Origin of the sequence: Pseudomonas sp. 5P_3.1_Bac2, from assembly GCF_025465995.1 — a bacterium.
GTDB lineage: Bacteria > Pseudomonadota > Gammaproteobacteria > Pseudomonadales > Pseudomonadaceae > Aquipseudomonas.
In genome coordinates, this window is record NZ_JANLNY010000022.1 from 67,255 (window position 1) to 90,705 (window position 23,451).

Below are 23,451 nucleotides of genomic sequence, written 5' to 3' on the forward strand. Positions count from 1 at the left end.
ACGAACCGCACAGTGCCAGCATGTAAAAAAAACTGCGAATCTGTTCGAGATATTGAATTTTTCTTGTGGTTTTACGTGACTGAGTTCACTTCTACTTAGGTCCAATGGCGCCCTACTCAGCCTTTAGCCAGCCTGCGCTAATCAAGGCTCAACCGAGGACAGCCCATGGCTGTGGCAGACGATTTCGCCCAGGCAGGCAAAACTGCGGTGCTGCAGAACATCCACGGCACCATGGAGTTTTTGCACAAGTTTCCGCCGTTCAATCAGATGGAAAGCGCCCACTTGGGTTACCTGGTGGAAAACTGTCAGTTACGCTTTTATGCCGCCGGCGACACCATCATTGCCCCCCAAGACGGCCCGGTGCAGCACTTCTACATCGTTAAACAAGGCCGCGTGCAGGGCGAGCGCAGCCAACCCGGAGCGGCCACAGGCAACCGGCAAAGCACCTTTGAGATTAGCAGCGGCGAGTGCTTCCCGCTGGCGGCCTTGATCGGCGAACGCGCCACCCGCACCGAACACATTGCCGGTGCCGACACCTTTTGCCTGCTGCTGCCGAAAACCGCCTTTATCAAGCTATTTGCCCTGTCCAGCCCGCTGCGCGACTTTGCCTTGCGCGGCGTCAGCAGCCTGCTCGATCAGGTCAACCAGCAGGTGCAAATGCGCGCCGTGGAAACCCTCGGCGCGCAGTATTCCCTCGATACCCGCTTAGGTCAGCTGGCCATGCGCGCGCCGCTCAGTTGCGGGCCAGAGTTGCCGCTGCGCGAGGCCGTCAAACTGATGGATGAGCAACATGTGGGCAGCATTGTGGTGGTCGATGGCGCGCAGCGCCCGCAAGGCATCTTTACCCTGCGCGACCTGCGCCGGGTGGTCGCCGACGGCCACGCGCTGGAGCAGCCGATCAGCCAGTTGATGACCCAAGCGCCATTTCATCTGCCGCCCAGCGCCAGCGCCTTTGATGCGGCACTGGCGATGACCGAGCGGCATATCGCCCACGTTTGCGTGGTGGAGCACGGGCGCTTATGCGGGGTGATCTCGGAGCGCGACCTGTTCAGTTTGCAGCGCGTCGACCTGGTTCATCTGGCCCGCACCATTCGCCAGGCCGGCAGCATCGCCAGCTTAGTGGCGCTACGGGTGGAGGTGCAGCGTTTGGTCGACAGCATGCTGGCCCATGGCGCCAGCTCGACGCAGATCACCCAACTGATCACCCGTTTAAATGATCACTGCGTATGCCGGGTGATTGAGCTGTGCCTGCAGCAACTCGGCGACCCCGGCGTAGCCTTCACCTGGCTGTGTTTTGGCAGCGAAGGCCGTAGCGAGCAGACCCTGTACACCGATCAGGACAACGGCATTTTGTTTGCGGCCAAGGATGCCGTGGAGGCCGCGGCGATTCGCGGGCGCCTGCTGCCATTGGCCGAGCAGATTAACCAGGCCTTGGCCGAGTGCGGCTTTAGCCTGTGCCAAGGGCAGATCATGGCCAGCAATCCGGCGCTGTGTTTATCCCAGCAGGAGTGGAGCAAGCGCTTCAGCCAGTTTATCCACGAGGCCTCGGCGCAGAGCCTGCTGGCCGCCACCATCTATTTCGACCTGCGCGCCGTATGGGGGCCGAGCGAGCCTTGCGAGCAACTGCGCGCCGGGGTGCTGACGCAGATCGCCGATAACCCGCTGTTCCAACGCCGTATGGCCGAGAACGCCTTGCGCCACAAACCGCCGGTGGGCGTATTGCGCAGCTTTGTCTTAGCGCGCAAAGGCGCGGAGAAAGACACCCTGGATTTAAAAGTCCAGGGCCTCACGCCCTTTGTCGATGCCGCCCGGTTGCTGGCCTTGGCCCATGGCATCAGCACCTGCAACACCTTGGAGCGGCTGCGCGAGCTGGTCGCCCGGCAAGTGATCGAGGCCCAGGATGGCGCGGCCTATGAGGAGGCCTATCACTTTATTCAGCAGACCCGCATGCAGCAGCACCAGCTCCAGGCGCGGGCGCAACTGCCCTACTCCAACCGCATCGACCCGAGCCAACTGAACCTGCTCGACCAGCGCATCCTGCGTGAATCCCTGCGCCAGGCGCAGCGCCTGCAAAGCAGCCTGAGTCTGCGCTATCAGTTATGAGCAGCTGTTATGAATGGATTTAACTGGTGGCGCCCGCGCCGCGTCTGCCTAAGCAGCCACGACTTAGCCCGGCGCGAGCAACTGCCCGCGCCCGCGCCCCTGACGGATGCCCCGCTGGAGCAACAGCGTCTGGTGGTGCTGGATCTGGAAACCAGTGGCCTGGACCTTAAGCGCGATCAGCTGCTGTCGATTGGCGCGGTGGTGATCGACCAAGGCGGCATTCAGCTCGGCCAACAGTTTGAATGCACCCTACTGCGCCCCGCCGCACCGGCCAACCCCAGCACCTTGATCCATGGTTTGGCCCCCAGTCAGATCGCCAATGGCGTGGCACCGGCCCAGGCGCTGCTGGATTTTATGCAGTTTGTCGGCAGCAGCCCCTTGCTGGCCTTTCATGCCGGGTTTGATCAGCGCATGCTCGCCCGCGCCCTATTGGAAACCCTGGATCTGCGCCTGCAGCATCGGTTTTTTGATGTGGCCGAGCTGGCCCCCATGCTTAACCCCGCAGCCAATATTCGCCACGGCGGCCTGGATGACTGGATAGCCCACTTCCACTTGCAGGTGTTGCAGCGTCACCACGCCAGCGCCGATGCCCTGGCCACCGCCGAGCTGGCGCTGATTCTGTTTCGCCAGGCGCGGCGCCAGCAGCTCGACAGCCTCGCCGCCTTGCAGCAGCGCCTAAGCCAATGGCGCCAGCGCCAGCAAGGGATGTCGCTGTGAGGCTTACAGATCACGCATCAGCAAGGCGTAGTCCAACTGCACCTCTGGCGGCAGCGGCAGGTACAGCACATGGCCGTCGCCCGGAGCCACCGTCATGGCCTCGCCCTTGCGGTTCTCTAAATGCTCCAGGGTAAAGCGCAGGTTGCCCTGGGGCGTCATCAGCTCCAGCTGATCAGCGACGGCGAAACGGTTTTTTACCCGCACTTCGGCTAGGTCGCCACGCCGCTCGCCGGTCAGCTCACCAACAAACTGCTGACGCTCCGACACCGAGCTGCCGTGTTGATAGTTCTGGTATTCGTCGTGCACATGGCGCCGCAGAAAGCCTTCGGTGTAACCACGATGGGCGAGGGACTCCAAGGTATCCATCAGGCTCTTATCAAACGGCCGGCCGGCGAGCGCATCGTCGATGGCCTTGCGATAGACCTGGGCGGTGCGCGCCACGTAGTAGTGGGACTTGGTCCGCCCCTCGATCTTCAGCGAGTGCACGCCCATCTGCACCAGCCGCTCGACATGCTGCACGGCGCGCAGGTCCTTGGAGTTCATGATGTAGGTCCCGTGCTCATCTTCATAAGCGGCCATCTGTTCGCCGGGGCGGCTGGCATCTTCCAGCAAGAACATCTGTGTGGTCGGCGCGCCCTCGCCCAAAGTCGGCTCGACGATGTTGACGATCTCGCCCAGCTCGTTTTGCCCGGCGCTTTCGGCCTTGTACTGCCAGCGGCAGGCATTGGTGCAGGTGCCCTGATTCGGGTCGCGCTTATTGATATAGCCAGATAACAAACAGCGCCCGGAATAGGCCATGCACAGCGCACCGTGGACGAACACTTCCAGCTCCATGGCCGGCACCTGTTGGCGGATTTCAGCGATCTCTTCCAAGGACAACTCGCGGGACAAAATCACCCGGCTAAGGCCCATCTGCTGCCAGAACTTGACGCTGGCCCAGTTCACCGCGTTGGCCTGCACCGACAGGTGAATCGGCATCTGTGGGAAGTGCTCGCGCACCAGCATGATCAATCCCGGATCGGACATGATCAGCGCATCGGGCCCCATCGCGATCACCGGCGCCAAGTCCTTGAGGAAGGTCTTCAGCTTGGCGTTATGCGGGGCGATGTTCACCACCACATAAAACCGTTTACCGAGGCCATGGGCCTCGTCGATGCCTTGCTTGAGCGTGGCGTGATCAAACTCGTTATTGCGCACCCGCAGGCTGTAGCGCGGCTGCCCGGCGTACACCGCATCGGCGCCATAGGCGAAGGCGTAACGCATGTTTTTTAAGGTCCCGGCGGGGGACAGAAGCTCAACGAAAGGTGACCGAGTCGACATAACTGCACTTTGCTAACGAACCGAGCCGGTCACTTTAAGGCGCCAGTTAGAGCGGCGTATTGACCTAAATCTATGCCGCTGCGCTTTGCCATACATCGACCTGAACGGACACTCGATTGCCGCTATGCCGTGCGCCTGCCATCATATGCGAATAATTCTCGATAATTTTAGCGTTTCCGAGGTTGGCGTGGCAGTACAGGATTCCGCACAGCAGCAGTTACTCAGCCTGTTCTATCGGGAACATCGCGGCTGGCTGCTCGGTTGGCTGCGCAAAAGCCTGTACAGCCCGGAGCGGGCCGAGGATCTCAGTCAAGACACCTTCGTCCGTCTGTGCGGCCGCGACGACCTGCACCAAGCGCGCGAGCCCCGCGCCCTGCTGAGCACCATCGCCAAAGGCCTGCTGATTGATCACTGGCGCCGCAGCGCGCTGGAGCGCGCCTACCTGGAAAGCCTGGCGCAACAAACCGAACAGCACTCGGTCAGTCTTGAACAGCAGGCCTTGGCCCTAGAAGCCCTGCATGAAATCGAGCGCCTGCTCAGCGGTCTGTCGCGTAACGCCCGCGCCGCGTTCTTGTATAACCGCCTGGATGGCTTAGGCCACGCCGAGATCGCCGAGCGCTTGGGCGTGTCGGTCTCCCGCGTGCGCCAATACCTGGCCCAGGGTATGCGCCAGTGCTATATCGCGCTCTATGGCCAGCCCAGTGAATAGCGTCAGCGCCCGCGTGCTGGACGCGGCCATCGAGTGGCAACTGTGCCTCGACTCCGGCACTGCCAGCGCCGCCGAGCGCGAAGCGTTTAACCAGTGGCTGTGCGCCCACCCGGAACACAGCCGGGTGTGGCAGCAACTCAATGGCGTCGACCTGCGCCTCGCTTGCGCGGCCACCGCGCCAGCGCGCCAGGCCTTGCTGCACAATGCCCGCCAACAAGGGCAGCGCCGGATCGGCACCGTGCTGGGCTTCGTCTTCAGCGCCGGCCTGGTGTTGGCCCTGTTCAACCAATACCGCGAGCTGGGCGATTACTTCAGTAATGAATACACCGCTTATGGCGAGCAACGCCAGTTGCGCCTGAGCGATCAAACTCAAGTGCGTCTTAACAGCGCCAGCGCCGTGGATATCGAGTTCGATGCCGAGGAGCGGCGCCTGTATTTGCGCAGCGGCGAGATTCTGGTCGAGACCGCCCATGGCGATAGCCGGCCCTTTATCGTACGCACCGCACAAGGCCGCTTGCAGGCCCTCGGCACACGCTTCCTGGTTCGCCGCGAAGGCGATGCCACGCGGCTGATTGTGTTGCAGTCGGCGGTGGCTGCCACGCCGGCGCAAAGCGCTGAACAGCAAGTGATCAACCAGGGCCAGCAGGTGCTGATGCAACGCCAGCAACTGGGCCGCATTCAGACGGCGGCGCCCGGCGCCGAAGCCTGGAGCAAAGGCATGCTGGTGGCGGACAACTTGCCCTTGGCCGAACTGCTCGACCAGTTGGGTCAGTATCAACAGGGTTATCTGGGCGTTGATCCGCAGGTGGCCAACCTGCGCATCAGCGGCAGCTTCCCCCTCTACGACACGGATAAGGCCCTGGCGGCGCTGCCCGCCAGTCTGCCCGTGCGCATTCAACGTGTGGGTTCTTGGTGGCAGCGGGTGGTGCCGGCGCTGGCGCAAAAATAATTTTCGCCAGCCCCTGTCACTTTTGCGCCCTGCTTCGGCAATAGGACATTCAGCTGCATCCCTGTCCCGGAGAGTTGCCCTATGACACCCGCCCCATTGCCGTTGCGCCCCTTGTTGCCCAGCCTTGCCATGAGTCTCGCCATCAGCCTGGCTGGCCTCAGTGGCCAGGCCTTAGCTCAGCCCTATCAGCTGCCGGCTGCGCCCTTGGCCAGCACCCTTAGCCAGATCGCCAGCCAAGCCGGCATCGTGCTGAGCATCGACCCGGCGCTGACCGCTGGCAAACAGGCCGCCGCGCTTGAAGGTGACTACTCGGGTCTGGATGCGCTCAAACAAGCCCTGCGCGGCAGCGGCCTGCAACTGCAGGCAGGCAATGCCGGCACTTACAGTTTGGTACCGGAGCCCGACAGCGCAGCGCTGAACGTGCCGGACGTGCTGATCACCGGCAACCAGGAAACCGAAAACGCCTGGGGCCCCACCAGCGGTTATCTGGCGCAACGCACCGCTGCCGGCAGCAAGACCGATACGGCACTGGCCGAAGCGCCGCGCTCGATCAGCGTGGTCACCCGCGCGCAAATGGAGGATCGCAGCGTCCTCAGCCTCAACGATGCCCTGCGCTACACCGCCGGCGTGCAGAGCAGCGGTTATGGCAGCGACAGCCGTAACGACTGGCTGCTGATTCGCGGCTTTGTTCCCACCCAGTTCCTCGATGGCCTGCCCCTGCCACGCGGCACCTATGTCACGCCGAAGATCGAGCCATGGAACCTGGAACGCATCAACGTGCTGCGCGGCCCCGCTTCCTCGGTGTATGGCCAAACCCCGCCCGGCGGCCTGCTGGATATGGTCAGCCGACGCCCGCAGGAGAACAGCAGCCATGAAGTCGAAGCTCAGGTCGGCAGCAATAATCATCGCCAGATCAACTTCGACAGCACCGGCAAACTCGATGACGAGGCCACCTGGCTGTACCGCATCAGCGGTACCGTGCGCGACAGCGACACAGTGATCGATCACATCGAAGACAAGCGCTACAACATCGCGCCAAGCCTGACCTGGAACATCAACGATGACACCCATCTGACGTTCCTCTCCCAATACACCCGCGACGACACCGGCATCACCGGGCAATTCCTGCCGCTGCAAGGCACCAAGCTGCCCAGCGAGGCGGGCAAGATCTCCCATCACAAAAACCTCGGTGATCCGGATTGGGAGTTCTACGACCGTACTTACTACTCCCTGGGCTATGCCTTCGACACCCAACTCAACGATGTTTGGCAGTTCCGCCAAAACCTGCGCTATGTGAAGAACGATCTGGACTTTAACGGCATCACCGCCGGTGGCCAGTTCTGGCCCGCAGGCCCTGATGAGTCGGTCAGCCCTGACGGTACGATCAAGCGCAGCGCCGGTAAGGTCAACGAAGACATCGCCCAGTTCGCTGTGGATAACAACTTCCAGGCCGACTTCCAGACCGGGCCAATCAGCCACACGTTGCTGCTCGGCGTGGATCACCAGCGCAGCAACAATAACTCCAGCTGGCTGTGGGGCTCCGATGGCGTGCCGTCGAGCAACATCCACAACCCCAGCTATGGTCAGGATTTCTCCAAGGTGAAGTACTTCACCATGTACGACTACCAGCAAAAGATTCAGCAAACCGGTGTTTATATCCAGGATCAGTTGGCCCTGGATAACTGGCGCCTGACCCTGGGCGGCCGTGAAGACTGGGTGCACACCGCCACCACCTTCCATAACTTTGGCGACGCGACCAACACGGATCGCGCGAAGAAATTCACCGGCAACGCCGCCCTGAGCTATGTGTTTGATAGCGGCATCACGCCCTACCTTTCCTACGCCGAATCCTTCCAGCCGGTGATGGGCAGTTTGGTCAGCAGCACCGAGGCGATGAAGCCCACCGAAGGCCAGCAAGTCGAACTGGGCATCAAATACCAACCGCCCGGCACCAGCATGCTGTTCAGTGCCGCGGTGTTTGACCTGACCCAGGAAAACATGAGCATCAGCGAGAACAACATCACCCGCCAAGTCGGTGAAGTACGGGTCAAGGGCCTGGAGTTGGAGGCTAACGCCGACGTCACCGAAAACCTCAAGCTGATCGGCTCCTACAGCTACACCGACAGCGAAATCGTTAAGGGCAACCCAGGCGAAAAAGGCCAGCGCATGAAGCAGATGCCACGTAACCAAGCCACGGTCTGGGCTGATTACACCTGGCACGCCGGTGTGCTGGATGGTCTTGGTCTGGCCGCTGGGGTGCGCTATGTCGGCGACTCCTACGGCGATGCAATCAACTCCGACTGGGGCTACACCAGCTCCTACACCGTGTATGACGCCTCGGTGCATTACGACCTGGGCCGCCTCGCCAGCTCGCTCAAAGGCGCCAGGCTGGCGTTGGATGCGAAGAACATCTTCAACAAAGATTACCTCTCCACCTGCGATGGCTTTTATTGCTACTACGGCGATGAGCGCAACGTAGTCGCCAGCGTCAACTACAAGTGGTAAAGCCTATCGAGGCCGCCTCCAGCGGGCGGCCTCGGTCCTAGTGAGCCTGTTATGAAGAGCACAAGCATCCGTCGCTGGTCGGTGATTCACACCTGGACCAGCCTGATCTGCACCCTGTTTTTACTGCTGTTGGCGCTCACCGGCCTGCCGCTGATTTTCCACCATGAGCTGGAGCATCTGCTCGGTGACGCGCCTGAGCTTAAGGCCATGCCCGCCACCACGCCGCACCTGAGTTTGCAGGCGCTGGTCGAAGCAGCCGAGCGCCATCGCCCCGGCGAAGTGGTGCAGTACTTTGGCTATGACAAAGACGAGCGCAACGGCGTGGTGGCGATTACCGCGGCCACGGCGGGCACCGATCCCAACCTGTCGCACACCTTCATGCTCGACGCTCGCAGCGGCGAACCTGTGGCCATGCCAGCGGCTAATGGCGGCCTGCTGATGGTGATGCTGCGCCTGCATGTGGATATGTTTGCCGGCCTGCCCGGCAAGCTGCTGCTGGCCTTTATGGGCCTGCTGTTTGTGCTGTCGATTATTTCCGGTGCGGTGCTCTACGCGCCGTTTATGCGCCGGCTTAAATTCGCCGAAGTCCGCCGCGATAAGTCGCGCCGCGTGCGCTGGCTCGACCTGCATAACCTGATTGGTATCGTCACCCTGACCTGGGCCTTGGTGGTCGGTGTCACCGGAGTGATCAGCGCCTGCGCCGACTTACTGATCAGCGCCTGGCGCAACGACTCACTCACCGCCATGGTCGCGCCCTATCGCGATGCGCCGCCGCTGAGCCAACGTGCCTCGGTCGATAACCTGCTGACCATTGCCAGCCAGGCCGCGCCGGGAATGCTGCCAGACTTTATCGCCTTCCCCGGCACACGCTTCTCCAGCGAGCATCACTACAGCGTGTTTATGCAAGGCAGCACACACCTCACCTCCCATCTGTGGACCCCGGTGCTGATCGACGCGCAAACCCTCAAGGTCACCGCCGTCGGCGAACGCCCCTGGTACATGGATGCACTGGCGCTGTCGCAACCCCTGCACTTTGGTGACTATGGTGGCCGGCCGATGCAGATTCTCTGGGCCGTGCTGGATGTGCTGACCATCATCGTCCTAGGCAGCGGCCTGTACCTTTGGTGGGTGCGGCTGCGCAATCGGCCGCGGGTCAAAGACGCCGTGCAGGTGCAACCATGAACTGGCGCCAAACGACCTTTGCCCTGCCCGCCGTGATCGCCTTGCTCAGCGCTATTGGCCTGCTGAGCGCGCTGCTCGGCGATGGCCTGTGGGATGCCCTGGCCTGGCTCGGCTTGGGTTTGCCAGCGCTGCTCGGCACTTGGCCCCTGCTGCGTAAGTAGCGGCGGCGAACGAGGCCGATCCGGCCATTACAAGAGGTTAACTTGTTCTCTACGACCTTGGTCTACAGCCCCCGTGGTTTACGACTAAGGTCGTCTGTCGCGGCGGCATTTGGGGCCTAGAGTTAGCGATACCCCAAACCGTCGGAGGACAACAATAATGCACGACGATAGCTACGCACGGATCCAAGCGAGTCCGCGCTTCCAGGAGTTGGTCGCCAAGCGCGAACGCTTCGCCTGGCTCCTCTCCAGCATCATTCTCGGCCTGTATGTGGCCTTTATTCTGCTCATTGCCTTCCAGCCGCAGTTGCTCGGCACCCGCATCAGTGCGGACAGCTCGATCACCTGGGGCATCCCCATGGGGGTTGGCTTGATTGTGGTGTCCTTCATCCTGACTGGCGTTTACGTGCGCCGCGCCAATGGCGAGTTCGATAACCTCAACCAAGCCATTCTCGACGAGGTGCAGCCATGATCAAACGCTCCCTCAGCGCTCTCGCCCTGCTCGCCATCGCCCCTGCCCTGTGGGCCGCCGGTGCGATTGAAGGCGACGTGCAACGCCAGCCGCTTAACGTCTCGGCCATTGTGATGTTCCTCGCCTTCGTTGGCGCCACGCTGTACATCACCTACTGGGCGTCCAAACGCAACACATCGACCTCCGACTTCTACACCGCCGGCGGCAGCATCACCGGATTCCAAAACGGCCTGGCGATTGCCGGCGACTACATGTCGGCGGCGTCCTTCCTCGGCATTTCCGCCTTGGTGTTCACCTCCGGCTACGATGGCCTGATCTACTCCATCGGCTTCCTGGTCGGCTGGCCGGTGATTCTGTTCTTGATCGCCGAACGCCTGCGTAACCTGGGCAAATACACCTTTGCCGACGTGGCTTCCTACCGCCTCGGCCAGACCCAGATCCGCACCCTCTCGGCCTGCGGTTCGCTGGTGGTGGTGGCGTTTTACCTGATCGCGCAGATGGTCGGCGCCGGCAAACTGATCGAGCTGCTGTTCGGCTTGCAGTACCACGTCGCCGTGGTCTTGGTGGGCATTCTGATGGTGCTCTATGTGCTGTTCGGCGGCATGCTCGCCACCACCTGGGTGCAAATCATCAAGGCCGTGTTGTTGCTGTGCGGTGCCTCGTTTATGGCACTGATGGTGATGAAGCACGTCGACTTTAACTTCGCCAAACTATTTAGCGAGGCCATCGCCGTGCACCCTAAAGGTGAGGCGATCATGAGCCCGGGCGGCCTGGTGAAAGACCCGCTGTCGGCGATGTCCCTGGGCCTGGCGCTGATGTTCGGTACCGCCGGCCTGCCGCATATCCTGATGCGTTTCTTCACCGTGTCGGATGCCAAAGAAGCACGTAAATCGGTGTTCTATGCCACCGGCTTTATCGGCTACTTCTACATCCTGACCTTTATCATCGGCTTCGGCGCCATCCTGCTGGTGGGCACCAATCCAGACTTCCGCGATGCCGCGGGCGGCCTGATCGGTGGCAACAACATGGCCGCCGTGCACCTGGCTAACGCCGTGGGTGGCAGCTGGTTCCTGGGCTTTATCTCGGCAGTGGCCTTCGCCACCATCCTCGCCGTGGTCTCGGGCCTGACCCTGGCCGGCGCTTCGGCGGTGTCCCACGACCTGTATGCCAGCGTGATCAAGAAGGGCAAAGCCAACGAGAAAGACGAGCTGCGCGTCTCCAAGATCACCACCGTGGCCTTGGGCGTACTGGCCATCGTGCTGGGCATCGCCTTCGAGAATCAGAACATTGCCTTCATGGTCGGCCTGGCCTTCTCGATTGCCGCCAGCTGCAACTTCCCGGTGCTGATCCTCAGCATGTACTGGAAGAACCTCAGCACCCGTGGTGCCATGATCGGCGGCTGGATGGGCCTGCTCACCGCAGTCACCCTGATGATTCTCGGCCCAACCATCTGGGTGCAAGTGCTCGGCCATGCCGAAGCTATCTTCCCTTACGAGTACCCGGCGCTGTTCTCGATGATCGTGGCCTTTATCGGCATCTGGTTCTTCTCCATCACCGATAAGTCCAAAGTGGCTGGCGAAGAACGGGCACGCTTTGTACCGCAGTTCGTGCGTTCGCAAACCGGCCTTGGTGCCAGTGGTGCCAGCGCTCACTAAAGCGCAGCAACTGTGTTAGAACAGGCAGCCTACGGGCTGCCTTTTTTATGCCTGGACTTTGCCTGACAGCCCCTCTAACTCACGATTCAAGGATTGCTTTATGGCCGTCACCATGACTCTGCTCTACTCGCCCCTGTCGCCCTTCGCGCGCAAAGTGCTGGTGCTGCTGCATGCCACGGGGCAAACCGATCGGGTAAAGCTGCAACTAGTGCAACCGGCGCCCACCCAGCCCGTCGCCGAGCTGAACGCCAACAACCCCGCCGGCAAAATCCCCGCGCTCATCCTCGCCGACGGCAGCGTACTGCACGATAGCCGGGTGATTCTCGACTACCTCGACCAACAACACTCAGGCACTCCACTGATTCCCCGTAGCGGCCCGCAGCGTTGGCAACGGCTGACCTTGGCCTCACTGGCGGATGCGATCATGGACGCCGCCGTACTGATGCGCTACGAAAGCTTTCTGCGCCCCGAGGCGCTGCGCTGGGACGTCTGGCTGGACGGCCAGGGGCAAAAGATCGAACGCGCCTTACAGCAGTTTGAACATCTAGCCACTGGCGCAGAGTTAAGCCAGCAATTGGATATCGCCACCATCGGCCTCGGTTGTGCCCTGGGTTATCTAGACCTGCGCCAACCCGACCTGGCCTGGCGCCAGCGCCACCCGGCACTGGCGGATTGGTATGCCGGGTTTAGTCAGCAGCCGGCCCTCTTGGCGACCCAGCCGCAGGCCTAAACGATGGCTGGCTAAAACGCTCGGGAAACAAGCGGGCAATGCGCCGGGCCAGCAAATGCCCGGTGCGCCGCTCCTCGCGTAAACCTAAGTGCCGGCTCATGAGCGCCCCCACAGGCGGTAAAACCCCGCCGCCAGTAATAGCCCTAGCTGCCCCAGCGCCGCGCATAAGCTGAGGAATGAACGTACGTGGGGATTATGGGCAGCGTCCAAGGTGCCGCTCAGGCTCTGCCAAAAGCCATCCGGCAGCACCACTAAGGCCACCTGCGCCAGCGGCTGGCCGCTCAGTTGCAGCAGCTTGATGAGTTCGAACTGGCCGCAGAACATCAGCGCCACTAGGGTGATCAGGGCCAAGACCAAGCCCAAGACGAAACAACCGGTAAAGCTCAGCCATTTGCTCAACATAGAAAACTCCTTGGTGGCGCAGACCAGGCTGCGCCACGGCGTGCTTTAAGACTCAAGGGAAGGGTTGAGCTGAGGGGGTTTGCCGACGCTGTACCAATCCAGTTTGCGCGTCAGCCACATCACCACTGCCAGCACGCCAAAGACCAACAATGAGCCCAGCAGCAAGGCGTAATCTTCAGAGCCAAGCAACACAAACAGCACGCCGTACAGTGCGCTTAATACCCCGGCAAAGCCCAAGCCCAGGCGCGCACTGCGCAGCACGAAGCGGGTGTAAAAACCTAACAGCAGCACACAGGCCGAAGCCGCCAAGGCATAGGCCAGGACGAAGCCCAAGTGCTCACTTAAGGACAACAGCAGCAGATAAAACAGCGCCAGAGCCAGCCCGACTAAGGCGTATTGCACCGGATGCACGGCCAGGCGCTTGAGCACCTCACAGAGGAAGAACAGGGCAAAGGTCAGGGTGATAAACAACAAGGCATATTTGATCGCCCGATCCGTCTTGAGGTACTGATCCACCGGCTCGACAAAACTCACACCAAAATGGCGATCCTCTAACTGCTCGCAGCGTTGTTGGGTGACACACAGCTGCAAGGCATCTTCCAGGCCACTGGCAAAGAAACTGGTCTGCCACTGCGCGCTAAAGCCCTGCTCATTCACTTGCCGGCTAAGCGGTAAATACTCACCAACGAAGCTCGGGTGGGGCCAGTCAGCACGTAACTGCACCGAGCTTTGCCGCCCCACCGGGGTGATGCTGAGCTGCTGCGTGCCTTGCAGTTTGAGCTCGAAGGCAAAGGCCAAGGGCTGGCCACCGGCGGTGTCCAGTGCGGGTAACAGCGCATGCACGCCGTTGGCGAAATGCTCATCACCACTGCCGGGAGCGAACGGCAAATCCTGCTGGTTAAAGCGCAGTTGCAGATCGTTGCTGATGCCACGCACATCACTAATGGCCACGCTTAGAAAGGCCTGCCCGAACTGATACAGGCCCAGCTCATCGCCCAGGCCCAAGCGTGCGGGCAACTGAAAGTGGCCGCTGATCTGGTTATCGCTGCGGTACAACAAGGCCTGATAAATGCCTCTGGCGCGCTGTTCAGTGCTGATCTGGCCATTGAGTTCAAAGCGTTCCGGCAAGAAGTACAGGCGCCCGCTTTCGCTTAGCTCGGCCTGATAGCGTTCGCCGGTAGAGGCGCGGGTTTTCCACTGCTGCCAGCGTTTGGTATAGGGCACAATCAGAATCGGCCCGATCAGCTGCTGCGAGTAGCTGGAGCTGCGCGCGATATCTTGCACCACCTCGGCACGCTGCTCCTGGCGTTCGCTTACCAGGCCATCAATCATCAACAAGGGAATCAATAACAGCAGCATGAGCAAGGCAATAGTGCCCAGTTTGTAGCCGAGTGCTCGAGTCATACACCGCTCTCCAATGGGTTAAGGTGCGCCCAGTGTGGCGAGGCTGTTTGTGGCCTTTATGCAGAGGCTGTGGAGATTGCGTGCAAAATTAGCGGCAAATGCACAGCGGCTGTATGGACAGGCCGCAAGCAGGGCGTTAGCGTGCAGTACGTCTTGCGCAAGGAGCATCCATGACCGACGCATCACCTTACCAGTCACCGCAAAGCAGCCTGACGGACCCGGCTAGCACCGTCAGCCTCGAGCAAATCGAAGCGTTAGCGGTATCCGCACGCTGGAAAAAACGCTTTCGCGGCATCCACTTAGCCGGTGGGCCGAAAATGCCCCACTTCAAGCAACTGACCTTTGCTCAACGCTGGCAGATCGGCACGTTTAACGTACTGGCCTTTCTCTTTGGGCCGTTCTATTACCTGGCCAAAGGCATGTGGCGTAAGGCCCTCAGCTTGTTTGTGGTCTGCGTCAGCATCGCCTTTGCCGGGAGTCTCTTGCTTGATTATCTGGGTTACGCACAACTGGGGCGTGCGTTGGGCTATGGAGTGGCTGCGGTGTTCGCCGTTCGCGCCAATATCGACTACTACAAAAAGTGCCTGCTCAACGATAACGGCTGGTGGTAGGGCCAGCACGGCTCATATAGATAAAAGGGAGAATCATTGATGGCGGAATATATAGCCGAGCTGTTGTGGCAACGCGAGGGGCAAGCATTTCTCGATAACCGTTACAGCCGCCGGCATGTGCTGCGCTTTGACAGCGGCCAAGAAATCGCCGCCTCCTCCTCACCCCACGTGGTGCCGCTGCCTTACTCGGATGCCAGCGCCCTGGACCCCGAAGAAGCCTTTGTCGGCTCATTAGCCAGTTGCCATATGCTGTGGTTTTTATCCATCGCCGCCGGCCGGCGCTTTTGCGTGGATAGCTACCAGGATAACGCCAGCGGCCTGATGCAAACCAATGAAGTCGGCAAAGCCTATATCGCGCTGATCACGCTCCGTCCTTTGGTCATTTTCAGTGGTGAGCGCCAGCCCAGCCACGAGCAAATCCGCCAGATGCACGAGCAGGCCCACGCCGAATGCTTTATAGCCAACTCGGTGAAATCTGAAGTGCGCTGCGAGCCACGCTTTAGCGATTAATTGCGCACAGTGCCAACAACCATCAAGACAGGACGCCACCATGCTAAAACTCTTGCTTCCCCTGTTCTGCTTCATCAGCTTTGGCGCCTACACCCTATGGGTGATGGTCCACGCCGAACAGTCGCTGATGCAATTCGGCCTGCAGTTACTCAGCCACGCCGATACTGCCCAGGTGGTGATTGACCTTTACTTGCTGGCAAGTATGGCCTGTGTGTGGATCTACCACGATGGCCGTAAGCGCGGTAAATCGCTGCTCTATCTGAGCGGATTTTTTATCCTGACGGCGCTGTTTGTCTCACTTGGCCCACTGCTTTACTGCGTCCTAAGAGCGCTGCCCAACAAACCTGCTACGCAGCTCAAAGGAGACGACGTCTGAGCAGCAGCCTGCTGGTTTCGTTGCTGCAATACAAAGCCTGGGCCAATGACGAGCTGTTTGCCCAGGTGGCTAAACTGGAGCCGCACAAGCATGCCGCCGAGCTGCACGCGGCGCTGCGTATCCTCAATCATATCTACGTGGTGGAGCGGATCTTCGTCGCTCATTTGCAAGGCCTAAGCCACGGCTACAGCGCCACCAATACCGAGCAAACACCGACGCTGGAAGGGCTGTACGCTGAGGTACAAACCACCGATCGCTGGTACTTGGATTACGTCGCCACATTGAGTGCAGAGCAACTGGCAGAGCGCCTGAGCTTTCAGTTTGTCGATGCTGATAACGCCAGCATGAGCCGGGAGGAAATACTCGTGCATCTGATCACCCACGGCGGTTATCACCGTGGTGCAGTCGGGCGAATTCTGGCGCAAGTGAATGTGGCGCCACCCCGGGATATCTACACACGTTTTTTACATGAGCAGCAGCCGCAGCGCCGGCAACCCAAGGCAAACTGAGTCACCCTGCCGCCCGTTGGCCAGGCGTCAGGGCGTGCGACCTAGCCGCGAATATATTGCTCAAGCTGCTGGATCAGGCTGGCCTGCTCCGCGATGGTGTGTTTGACCAAGTCACCAATGGACAGCAAGCCAATCAGCTCGTCATCGGCTACCACGGGCAGGTGACGCAGATGGCGATCCGTCATCAGTTGCATGCAGTAATTGAGGGTATCGCGCGGGCCGACGGTGATGACGTTGGCGGTCATGATCTCGCTAATCGGCGTGTCGAAGCTGGAGCGTTGCAGCAGCTCGATTTTGCGTGCGTAGTCACGCTCACTGACGATGCCGGCCAAGCGCCCTTGGTCGAGCACCACCAGGGCACCGATACCCTTTTCGGCTAACAGCTTTACTGCATCCAACACTTTGGTCTGCGGGGTCACGCTGTAAACAGCTGCATTGGATTTGGCTCTGAGTATTTCGGCGACTGTGATCATGCAGTGGCTCCCCTTGTTTTTATCTGGGTAGTGAATTCACTCCGGCTTGGCTGCATTGAGCATAGCTGCCAAATCGAGGCGAGAATCAGAGCATCAAGCAAGCCCTTAAGCAAGCGGGTTTCAGGCTGTTGCGGGGCAAATCCCTGCGACCTATTGCAGCAGCCCGAGGTTTAATAAGACCCGCTGCGGGGCAAGATGTAAAGGTAGCAGGCGCAACGCGCCGGAGGGGGCTGGCCGACCAGTTACGCCCCCTATGCACGGGGCAGTAGCAGTAGCACCTCGACACCATCGTCGCGGTTGGCCACCTGCAAGGTGCCGCCGTGCAGCTGCGCCACTTCACTGACGAAGCTCAAGCCTAAGCCCGTACTCTTACGCCCGTTATGGGGCCGTGGCAGGGAATAAAAACGCTCAAAAATACGCTCGAGGGCGTAGTCCGGAATGGCCTCGGCCTGGTTAAACAAACGCACCTGCAACTGCTCGCCGTGGCGCTGCGCGCTGAGTGTCAGGCGCCCGTCAGGCGGGGTGAAGTCGAGGGCGTTATCGAGCAGATTGCTCAGCGCCTGCTGTAATAAAAAGCGCTCCCCGCGCAGCGCCAGGTGCGCCGCAACATGGTTTTCAACCTGCACCTTAGCAGCGCTGATGCGCGCCATTTGCGCGTCCAGCAAGTCCGTAAGTAGCGCCCGTAGCGGCACCGCCACTTGCTCCTCAAGGCCCTGGCGCTGCTCGACCTGAGCGAGGTGCAACAGGCGCTCGATCAACTGCTGCATGCGCGCGCCTTCTTGTCTGATATTGCTGACAAAGCGCTGCTGCTGCGCAGGCGGCATCGGCTCAGCGAGCAACTCGGCAGCACCGCCGATGGCTGCCAGCGGGCTCTTCAATTCATGGGTCAGGGTATGCACATAGCGTTCGACGTAGGCTTTACCTTCCAGCTCGGTGCGCATGCGTTGCAACGCCTCGGCCAGTTGCCGCAGCTCACCGTTGGGCACCTTGGGCAAAGCCGCGCGCTCGCCGGCGCTGACCTGCTGGGCGTAACGGGTGAGTTTGCCCAGCGCCGCACTGAGCCACCACGACAACAGCGCTCCCACGAGCAGGCCAAGAGCGATCAAGGCGCCACCGAACCAGGTCAGGCGCTGTTCGGAGCGCTGGATATAGGGCTGCAAAGTGCGATTCGGTTTGGCCACGGAAACCACACCGATAATCTGTTGGCCGTCTCTGATCGGCGCCGCCACATACATCACCGACGAGTCAGGATCATTGGCATCTTCCCGGGTGCTGCGGGCGCCGTACTCGCCACGCAGGGTCAGCAGCACGTCATTCCAGCGCGAGTAATCCTGGCCCACTGCATCGCCCGTGGAGTCGAGCAGCACGATGCCCTTGGCGTCGGTGACATAGATGCGGTGGTTGACCGAGTCTTTGCGCACATCCCAAATCTGCGCCTGGGGTTGGCGTTGACCATAGGCCTTGAGTAACTCCGCCAAGCGTCCCTGTTGCAGGTCTCCACGCTTGAGATCATCACGCAGAATTTCCGCCAGCAGGTTGGCGGTATCCACCAGCGTCTCCTCGGTGGACTGGCGCACCCCCGGGCGAATCTCATCGGTCACGGTGTTGAGCACAAACCAGCCGGACAGGCCGACGAAGAGGAAATACACCAGAAAGATGCGAATCCCTAACGGCATCAGACGTGCCCCGGCGAGTAGCTGTAGCCTAGGCCACGATGGGTCTGGATCGGCTCCGCCGCAGGGCGCACCTGGCGCAATTTGCCGCGCAGGCTTTTGATGTGACTGTCGATGTTACGCTCATAGCCGGCATCCGCCGCCACACCTAAGCCATCGAGCAATTGCTCGCGAGAAAAGACCCGCTCCGGTTGACTGAGCAAGAGCTTGAGTAAGTGCAACTCATGGCGAGTCAGGGCCAATAACTGGCCGTGATACTGCACCTGCTGACGCAAGCTGTCGTAGTGCAACGGCCCGCCCGCCTCAGGGCCGTCACTCTGCGCGCGGGGCGTGCTGCGCTTGAGGATGGCTTTGACCCGCGCCGCCACTTCACGGGGGCTAAAGGGTTTGACTACATAATCATCGGCGCCGATTTCCAGCCCCACCACACGGTCGATTTCTTCGCTGCGGGCCGTCAGAAAAATCACGGGCACCTCGGAAAAACGCCGCAGCCGCTTGCACGCTTCAAAGCCACTGATATCCGGCAACCCCACATCGAGGATAAGCAGGTCGGCGGGGCTCCTCTGCTGTTCCTGCAAAGCCTGCTCGGCCAGGCTCACCCAGTGGGTGGTAAAGCCTTCGCTGTGCAAGGCAAAGATCAACGTGTCAGCGATGGCAGCTTCGTCTTCAACAATCAGAATATGCGGCATGGGCGTCCTGCTGTGGGCCAGTCAGCAGCGAGCCTGCGCCAGCCCATGCGGCTGGTCAAGCCAGAGGCGCAACCGCACTCATCAGCGCTAAACCGGCTGGCCGCACCACAGCTGCTCAATATCGCGAAAACCCCAGTCTTGCGCACACTCGCGACTGACAATTTTGTCCTGGTCTTTGCGCTTGCTGAGGTCGATGACTTCAAGGGGGATAGGCATGCGCGACTTGGCCGAGAAGAATACTTTAACCTTAGGCGTGAGCAGTGAGTTGGCTTGTTGCTCGATCACCACGCCGATACGCCCACTGTGCAAACGCACCAGAGAGCCGACCGGATAAATCCCCACCGTTTTGACAAAAGCCTGGAACACCTGCGGATCAAAATGGCCTTTCCATTCGGCCATCTTGCGGATCGCCTCCGCCGGGTCCCAGCCTTTTTTGTACGGCCGATCCGAGGTGATGGCGTCATACACATCACAGACCGCCCCCATGCGAGCCAGCAGACTGATTTTGTCGCCACAGAGGTGATGGGGGTAGCCACTGCCATCGATTTTTTCGTGGTGGTGCAAGCACACATCCACCACCAAATCACTGACCTGTTGGCTTTTTTCGAGCATGCGCGCCCCCGCCTCCGGGTGCTTGCGCACTGAACTGAACTCGGCGTCGGTGAGCTTACCGGGCTTGTTCAGTACCGCATCGGGCACCGCCATTTTGCCGATATCGTGGAGCAAGCCGGCCAGGCCGGCCTCACGGGTAGTGGCCGGGTCCAGATCGAGCTGGCGGGCCAAGGCGATCATCAGCGCGCAGACCGCCACCGAGTGCATGTAAGTGTACTCATCGGCGTTCTTCAGCCGGGCCAGACTGATCAAGGCATTGGGGTGGCGCAGCACCGAGTCGGCGATGTCCTTCACTAACTCATCAGCTTGTTCAAAGTGCAGCGCCTGGCCCATGCGCGCATCGGCGAACATGCTGATCACCGCCTCTTTGGAGCGCTGACAGAGTTTCACCGCGCGCTGCACTTCATCGTCCATGCTGGTGGTCAGGGCCGCGGCCCGAACCTTGGCGGCGCTACGCAGACTGGCTTCGGCCTCGGCCGCCGCTTCTTCCGGGCTGATGCTGGCGGTGCCTGCGGCAACGTCCAAACCTTTGCTGACGTCGATCCACAGCTCGCCAATGCTGCTGGCTTGGATGCGTTCAAGATCTTTGGCAGATTTCAACAAGAACTTGGGGCGCCAGAATGGGTGATCCATCCAGGCTCCGCAAAACTCGTGGATATACATACCCACTCGCAGGTCACTGGCGGCAATGCGCTTGTACATGGGGTCAAAACTCAAGATGTAGAGCAGTTATACAGGAAGCTTAGATGAGCAATGCGTGCTCAACCCGAAATCTGTCAACTGATCATCAGAAAGCCATAAGCACCGAAGCCACCTCGCTTGAGTAACTGAACAACGCCGCAGGCCATCAAGTCCAAATGCCCCAAGGCGGAATGGCCATACATTGGCCATTATTAGCACGCTTAGCTAAGTCGTTGCGTGTTTTAGGCTGAAATGATGCAACCGGCAGACCTCCAGCAGGGCCTGCGGGAAAAACCACAGAGCAAAAAAATCCGGCCTAAGCCGGATTTTTTAGCAGCAGCGCAGCGCTTACTTAGCGGCGCCCCAGATGTTGCCCAGGCTGCTCAGCAGCGAATTGCTGGCACCTTGCTGACCGAGGTATTGCAGAAGGATTGGCGCGAATTGGCCAACCATGCTGTTGTCCATGCCCAAGGCACTGAACGCCGTGTTCAGATCGGCGGTGTTTTCAACATTGCTCACTGCATCTTGCACAGCGCTGCTCGGCGTCGCGGTGGTTTTTTTACCGAGCAAGCTGCTCAGGCTGCTGAGGTTGCTCAGGCCTTCGCTGCCCACCAGCTTATCTACGCCTGGCACGCTTTGCGCCAGTTGGCTGTAGTCGCTGCCGCTCAGTTGGTTCTTCGCCAGGCTGAGCATGGCGCCAGTGCCGCCGACCGCTTGCTGCGGAGTGACGTTGAGCTGAGTCAGGGAGTTCACCAGACCCAGGGTTTGTGCGTTGCTGCCAGTGGCAGAAGTATTACCACCGCTTAAGGTCGACAGGGCGCCAGCGGCATCATTCAGGTTAAAACCAGCGGCAAATACCGGGCTGGCGCCCAAGCTCAATACGCTTGCCAGTACAACGCTGCGGGAAATTTTCATCAACAAACCTCTTCAACATAAAGGGCGCCGCGATGGCGGCACTTAAGCAATTTTTCGACCGGCTTAACGGTGCGATCGTTCCGTCGCATTGTGCACCACGTCGCCAGCAAGTTCATCCAACCGTCATCGCGCCGCTCTATAACGCGCCTTAGCTGGATTCTTCACCGGCCAAATCAGCCACACCACACGGCGGTAACTACTCGCCGCCAAGGCGCTGAGCGTATTACGCGCAACTTTCAGATTTATCAGGCCCGCGAGCCCTAGATGCCTGGCGCATTATCGGGCGCAGCCATGTCCCTCAAGAATGAGATTCAGCCCCTAGGAGGCCCCATGAGCGATGAACAAAACCCGCACCCCACAGACCCTGAGCTACCCCCCGAGCAACCTGAACAGAGCAGCCAAATCAGCGCCACTAGCAGCCGTCGGCGTTTTCTCGGCAGTGCCGCGCTGCTCGGTGTCGGAGCCAGCCTGGGTGGTTTTAGCCAAGGCAGTCGGGCAGCAGAAACCACCACAGTAGCCCCCCTGAGTGCTGGGCAAGTGGATTTAGCCCTGCGCGCCAAGGTGCAAAATATCGTGGTGATATATGCCGAGAACCGCAGCTTTAACAACCTATTCGCCCACTTCCCCGGCGTGCAGCAACCCCTTAGCGCCCTGACGCCTGAGCAGTACCAGCAACGTGATCGCGATGGCCGAGTGCTCAGCGAGTTGCCGCCTATTTGGGGCGGTATCTTGCAGCTCGGACCGCAGACCGTGGATGGTGTCACCTACCCCGCCGGCACTCAGTTTCAGCAACACTTAAGCAATGCGCCCTTTGCCTTGAAAGGGCCAAATGCTGAAGACCTGCCACTGAACCTGGTGACCCGTGATCTGTGCCATGTGTTCTATCAGAACCAGATGCAAATCAACGGGGGCAAGAACGATGGTTTTGTCGCCTGGGCCGACTCCGGCGCGCTGCCCATGGGCTACTACGGGCAAAGCCAATACTCCCTGCGCCTGTGGGATGTGGCCCGGGAGTTCGTGCTGTGCGATAACTTTTTCCAGGGCACCTTTGGTGGCTCGTTTCTCAATCACCAATATCTGATCAGCGCCCAGGTGCCATTCTATCCGGATGCGGCCAACTCCCCGGCGCGCACGCAGATGGCGACCGTGCAGGGCGATGACCCTGCCGGCACGCACCTGCAGCCGCTGCCCGGTTCTCCTGCCAGCGCCATGGACGGCCCGCCGCAGTTTGGCCCCAGCGCCCTGAGCCCGGACGGCTATGCGGTTAATACGATGTATCCGCCGTATTGGCCGACGGCGCTGCGTGACCCTCAGCGGCGCGACTATGCCAAGGCCGATGAAGCCAATGTGCTGTTGCCGCAAGAGCACGAGCATATCGGCGACAAGCTGAATAAGCGGCAGATCGACTGGGCTTGGTATGGCGGCGCCTGGCAGGCCACCCTCGACGCTTATGCCGAGTCGGCGGGAATGCCGAAGATCCCCAACTTTCAGTTTCATCATCAGCCGTTTAATTACTTCGCGAACCTCGGTCCTGAACAGCCCGAAGCGCGAGCCAGACGCTTGCGCGATGGCGGTTTGGGGGATGAGTCCACAACCAACAAATTCCTCGCCGACGCCGAGGCCGGCAAGCTGCCGCCCGTGAGCTTCTACAAACCCCAGGGCAATCTCAACATGCATGCCGGCTACACCGATGTGGCCGCCGGCGACCGGCATATCGACCGCGTGCTGAAGGTGCTGCAGCGCAGCCCGCAGTGGCAGAACATGGTGATCATCGTCACGGTGGATGAGAACGGCGGCTGGTGGGATCACGTGGCGCCGCCTAAGGGGGATCGCTGGGGACCGGGCACGCGGATTCCGGCTTTAGTGGTTTCGCCTTTCGCCCGCAAAGGCACGGTGGATCACACTATTTACGACACCGCCTCGATCCTGCGCTTGATCACGCGGGTGTTTGCGCTGGAAACCCTGGAGGGCATTAAAAGCCGTGACGATGCCATGCGCGAGCGAGGGCAAACGCCCATGGGCGACCTGACCAATGCGTTGGATTTAACCCGCACTTAGCCGCGTACAGCGCTGGCCGTCAACGGACACGGCCAGCG

Annotated in this window: 23 protein-coding genes; 15 read left to right on the forward strand and 8 right to left on the reverse strand. The window is 60.4% G+C overall.

From position 1 onward, the window contains the following. Window positions 1-165: 165 nt before the first annotated feature. A complete protein-coding gene (locus NTD81_RS11720; RefSeq protein WP_262182556.1) occupies window positions 166-2,103 on the forward strand; it encodes a putative nucleotidyltransferase substrate binding domain-containing protein in 1,938 nt (645 codons plus the stop codon). A gap of 9 nt (window positions 2,104-2,112) precedes the next feature. Then, window positions 2,113-2,820 (forward strand): PolC-type DNA polymerase III, encoded by a 708-nt coding sequence (locus tag NTD81_RS11725; protein ID WP_262182557.1) that lies wholly within the window; start codon window positions 2,113-2,115, stop codon window positions 2,818-2,820. A gap of 3 nt (window positions 2,821-2,823) precedes the next feature. Here the strand turns inward: NTD81_RS11725 and yegQ are convergent, their stop codons facing one another. Next, window positions 2,824-4,140 (reverse strand): tRNA 5-hydroxyuridine modification protein YegQ, encoded by a 1,317-nt coding sequence (yegQ, locus tag NTD81_RS11730; protein WP_262182558.1) that lies wholly within the window; start codon window positions 4,138-4,140, stop codon window positions 2,824-2,826. Window positions 4,141-4,327: 187 nt separating this feature from the next. On the opposite strand from yegQ, the gene NTD81_RS11735 reads away from it, so the two are divergent. The 8 genes from NTD81_RS11735 (at window position 4,328) to NTD81_RS11770 (ending at window position 12,500) form a co-directional block, all read left to right on the forward strand. After that, window positions 4,328-4,849 carry a sigma-70 family RNA polymerase sigma factor gene (locus NTD81_RS11735; RefSeq protein WP_262182559.1) on the forward strand — a complete coding sequence of 174 codons (522 nt, stop codon included), beginning with the start codon at window positions 4,328-4,330 and terminating at the stop codon, window positions 4,847-4,849. After that, the gene (locus tag NTD81_RS11740) at window positions 4,842-5,798 is read left to right on the forward strand and encodes a FecR family protein (protein ID WP_262182560.1); all 957 of its coding nucleotides are present in this window, start codon (window positions 4,842-4,844) and stop codon (window positions 5,796-5,798) included. Before NTD81_RS11735 ends, NTD81_RS11740 begins: the two co-directional genes overlap by 8 nt. Window positions 5,799-5,927: 129 nt before the next feature. Continuing rightward, entirely contained in the window at window positions 5,928-8,303 is a 2,376-nt protein-coding gene (locus NTD81_RS11745; protein ID WP_410017155.1) for a TonB-dependent siderophore receptor, read from the forward strand. Window positions 8,304-8,354: 51 nt separating this feature from the next. Further along, window positions 8,355-9,485, forward strand: a complete 1,131-nt coding sequence (locus tag NTD81_RS11750; RefSeq protein ID WP_262182562.1) for a PepSY-associated TM helix domain-containing protein — start codon at window positions 8,355-8,357, stop codon at window positions 9,483-9,485. Further along, window positions 9,482-9,646: a hypothetical protein gene (locus NTD81_RS11755; RefSeq protein WP_262182563.1), complete on the forward strand. Its 165-nt coding sequence runs from the start codon at window positions 9,482-9,484 to the stop codon at window positions 9,644-9,646. The genes NTD81_RS11750 and NTD81_RS11755 overlap by 4 nt, the downstream gene beginning before the upstream one ends. Before the next feature lie 157 nt (window positions 9,647-9,803). Continuing rightward, window positions 9,804-10,115 carry a DUF485 domain-containing protein gene (locus NTD81_RS11760; RefSeq protein WP_262182564.1) on the forward strand — a complete coding sequence of 104 codons (312 nt, stop codon included), beginning with the start codon at window positions 9,804-9,806 and terminating at the stop codon, window positions 10,113-10,115. Further along, window positions 10,112-11,770: a cation acetate symporter gene (locus tag NTD81_RS11765; RefSeq protein WP_262182565.1), complete on the forward strand. Its 1,659-nt coding sequence runs from the start codon at window positions 10,112-10,114 to the stop codon at window positions 11,768-11,770. Before NTD81_RS11760 ends, NTD81_RS11765 begins: the two co-directional genes overlap by 4 nt. Window positions 11,771-11,870: 100 nt before the next feature. Continuing rightward, on the forward strand, window positions 11,871-12,500 hold the full coding sequence (locus NTD81_RS11770; protein ID WP_262182566.1) for a glutathione S-transferase N-terminal domain-containing protein: 630 nt from the start codon (window positions 11,871-11,873) through the stop codon (window positions 12,498-12,500). 96 nt (window positions 12,501-12,596) lie between these two features. On the opposite strand, the gene NTD81_RS11775 is transcribed toward NTD81_RS11770, so the two are convergent. Together NTD81_RS11775 and creD are read right to left on the reverse strand one after the other, a co-directional pair. After that, the gene (locus tag NTD81_RS11775) at window positions 12,597-12,902 is read right to left on the reverse strand and encodes a hypothetical protein (RefSeq protein WP_262182567.1); all 306 of its coding nucleotides are present in this window, start codon (window positions 12,900-12,902) and stop codon (window positions 12,597-12,599) included. A 45-nt stretch (window positions 12,903-12,947) separates the two neighbouring features. Beyond that, a complete protein-coding gene (creD, locus tag NTD81_RS11780; RefSeq protein ID WP_262182568.1) occupies window positions 12,948-14,306 on the reverse strand; it encodes a cell envelope integrity protein CreD in 1,359 nt (452 codons plus the stop codon). Between the two features lie 170 nt (window positions 14,307-14,476). Here creD and NTD81_RS11785 point away from each other — a divergent pair, with 170 nt between their 5' ends. Genes NTD81_RS11785 through NTD81_RS11800 form a run of 4 tightly spaced genes read left to right on the forward strand, consistent with a single transcriptional unit; the run spans window position 14,477 to window position 16,312 of the window. After that, a complete protein-coding gene (locus NTD81_RS11785) occupies window positions 14,477-14,917 on the forward strand; it encodes a DUF2628 domain-containing protein (protein WP_262182570.1) in 441 nt (146 codons plus the stop codon). 39 nt (window positions 14,918-14,956) lie between these two features. Continuing rightward, window positions 14,957-15,427: an OsmC family protein gene (locus NTD81_RS11790; protein WP_262182571.1), complete on the forward strand. Its 471-nt coding sequence runs from the start codon at window positions 14,957-14,959 to the stop codon at window positions 15,425-15,427. A 40-nt stretch (window positions 15,428-15,467) separates the two neighbouring features. Then, window positions 15,468-15,803, forward strand: a complete 336-nt coding sequence (locus NTD81_RS11795; protein WP_262182572.1) for a DUF2834 domain-containing protein — start codon at window positions 15,468-15,470, stop codon at window positions 15,801-15,803. 20 nt (window positions 15,804-15,823) lie between these two features. Next, the gene (locus tag NTD81_RS11800) at window positions 15,824-16,312 is read left to right on the forward strand and encodes a DinB family protein (protein WP_262182574.1); all 489 of its coding nucleotides are present in this window, start codon (window positions 15,824-15,826) and stop codon (window positions 16,310-16,312) included. Window positions 16,313-16,353: 41 nt separating this feature from the next. On the opposite strand, the gene NTD81_RS11805 is transcribed toward NTD81_RS11800, so the two are convergent. The 5 genes from NTD81_RS11805 to NTD81_RS11825 form a co-directional block, all read right to left on the reverse strand. Next, window positions 16,354-16,785 (reverse strand): CBS domain-containing protein, encoded by a 432-nt coding sequence (locus NTD81_RS11805; protein ID WP_262182575.1) that lies wholly within the window; start codon window positions 16,783-16,785, stop codon window positions 16,354-16,356. A 251-nt stretch (window positions 16,786-17,036) separates the two neighbouring features. Next, window positions 17,037-18,461 carry a two-component system sensor histidine kinase CreC gene (gene creC, locus NTD81_RS11810; protein WP_262182576.1) on the reverse strand — a complete coding sequence of 475 codons (1,425 nt, stop codon included), beginning with the start codon at window positions 18,459-18,461 and terminating at the stop codon, window positions 17,037-17,039. After that, window positions 18,461-19,147 (reverse strand): two-component system response regulator CreB, encoded by a 687-nt coding sequence (gene creB, locus NTD81_RS11815; RefSeq protein ID WP_262182577.1) that lies wholly within the window; start codon window positions 19,145-19,147, stop codon window positions 18,461-18,463. Before creB ends, creC begins: the two co-directional genes overlap by 1 nt. 87 nt (window positions 19,148-19,234) lie before the next feature. Further along, entirely contained in the window at window positions 19,235-20,461 is a 1,227-nt protein-coding gene (locus tag NTD81_RS11820; RefSeq protein WP_262182578.1) for an HD-GYP domain-containing protein, read from the reverse strand. A 327-nt stretch (window positions 20,462-20,788) separates the two neighbouring features. After that, window positions 20,789-21,355 carry a DUF2780 domain-containing protein gene (locus NTD81_RS11825; protein WP_262182579.1) on the reverse strand — a complete coding sequence of 189 codons (567 nt, stop codon included), beginning with the start codon at window positions 21,353-21,355 and terminating at the stop codon, window positions 20,789-20,791. A 330-nt stretch (window positions 21,356-21,685) separates the two neighbouring features. Between NTD81_RS11825 and NTD81_RS11830 the strand changes: the two genes are divergently transcribed. Continuing rightward, window positions 21,686-23,413: an acid phosphatase gene (locus NTD81_RS11830; RefSeq protein ID WP_262182581.1), complete on the forward strand. Its 1,728-nt coding sequence runs from the start codon at window positions 21,686-21,688 to the stop codon at window positions 23,411-23,413. Window positions 23,414-23,451 lie beyond the last annotated feature (38 nt).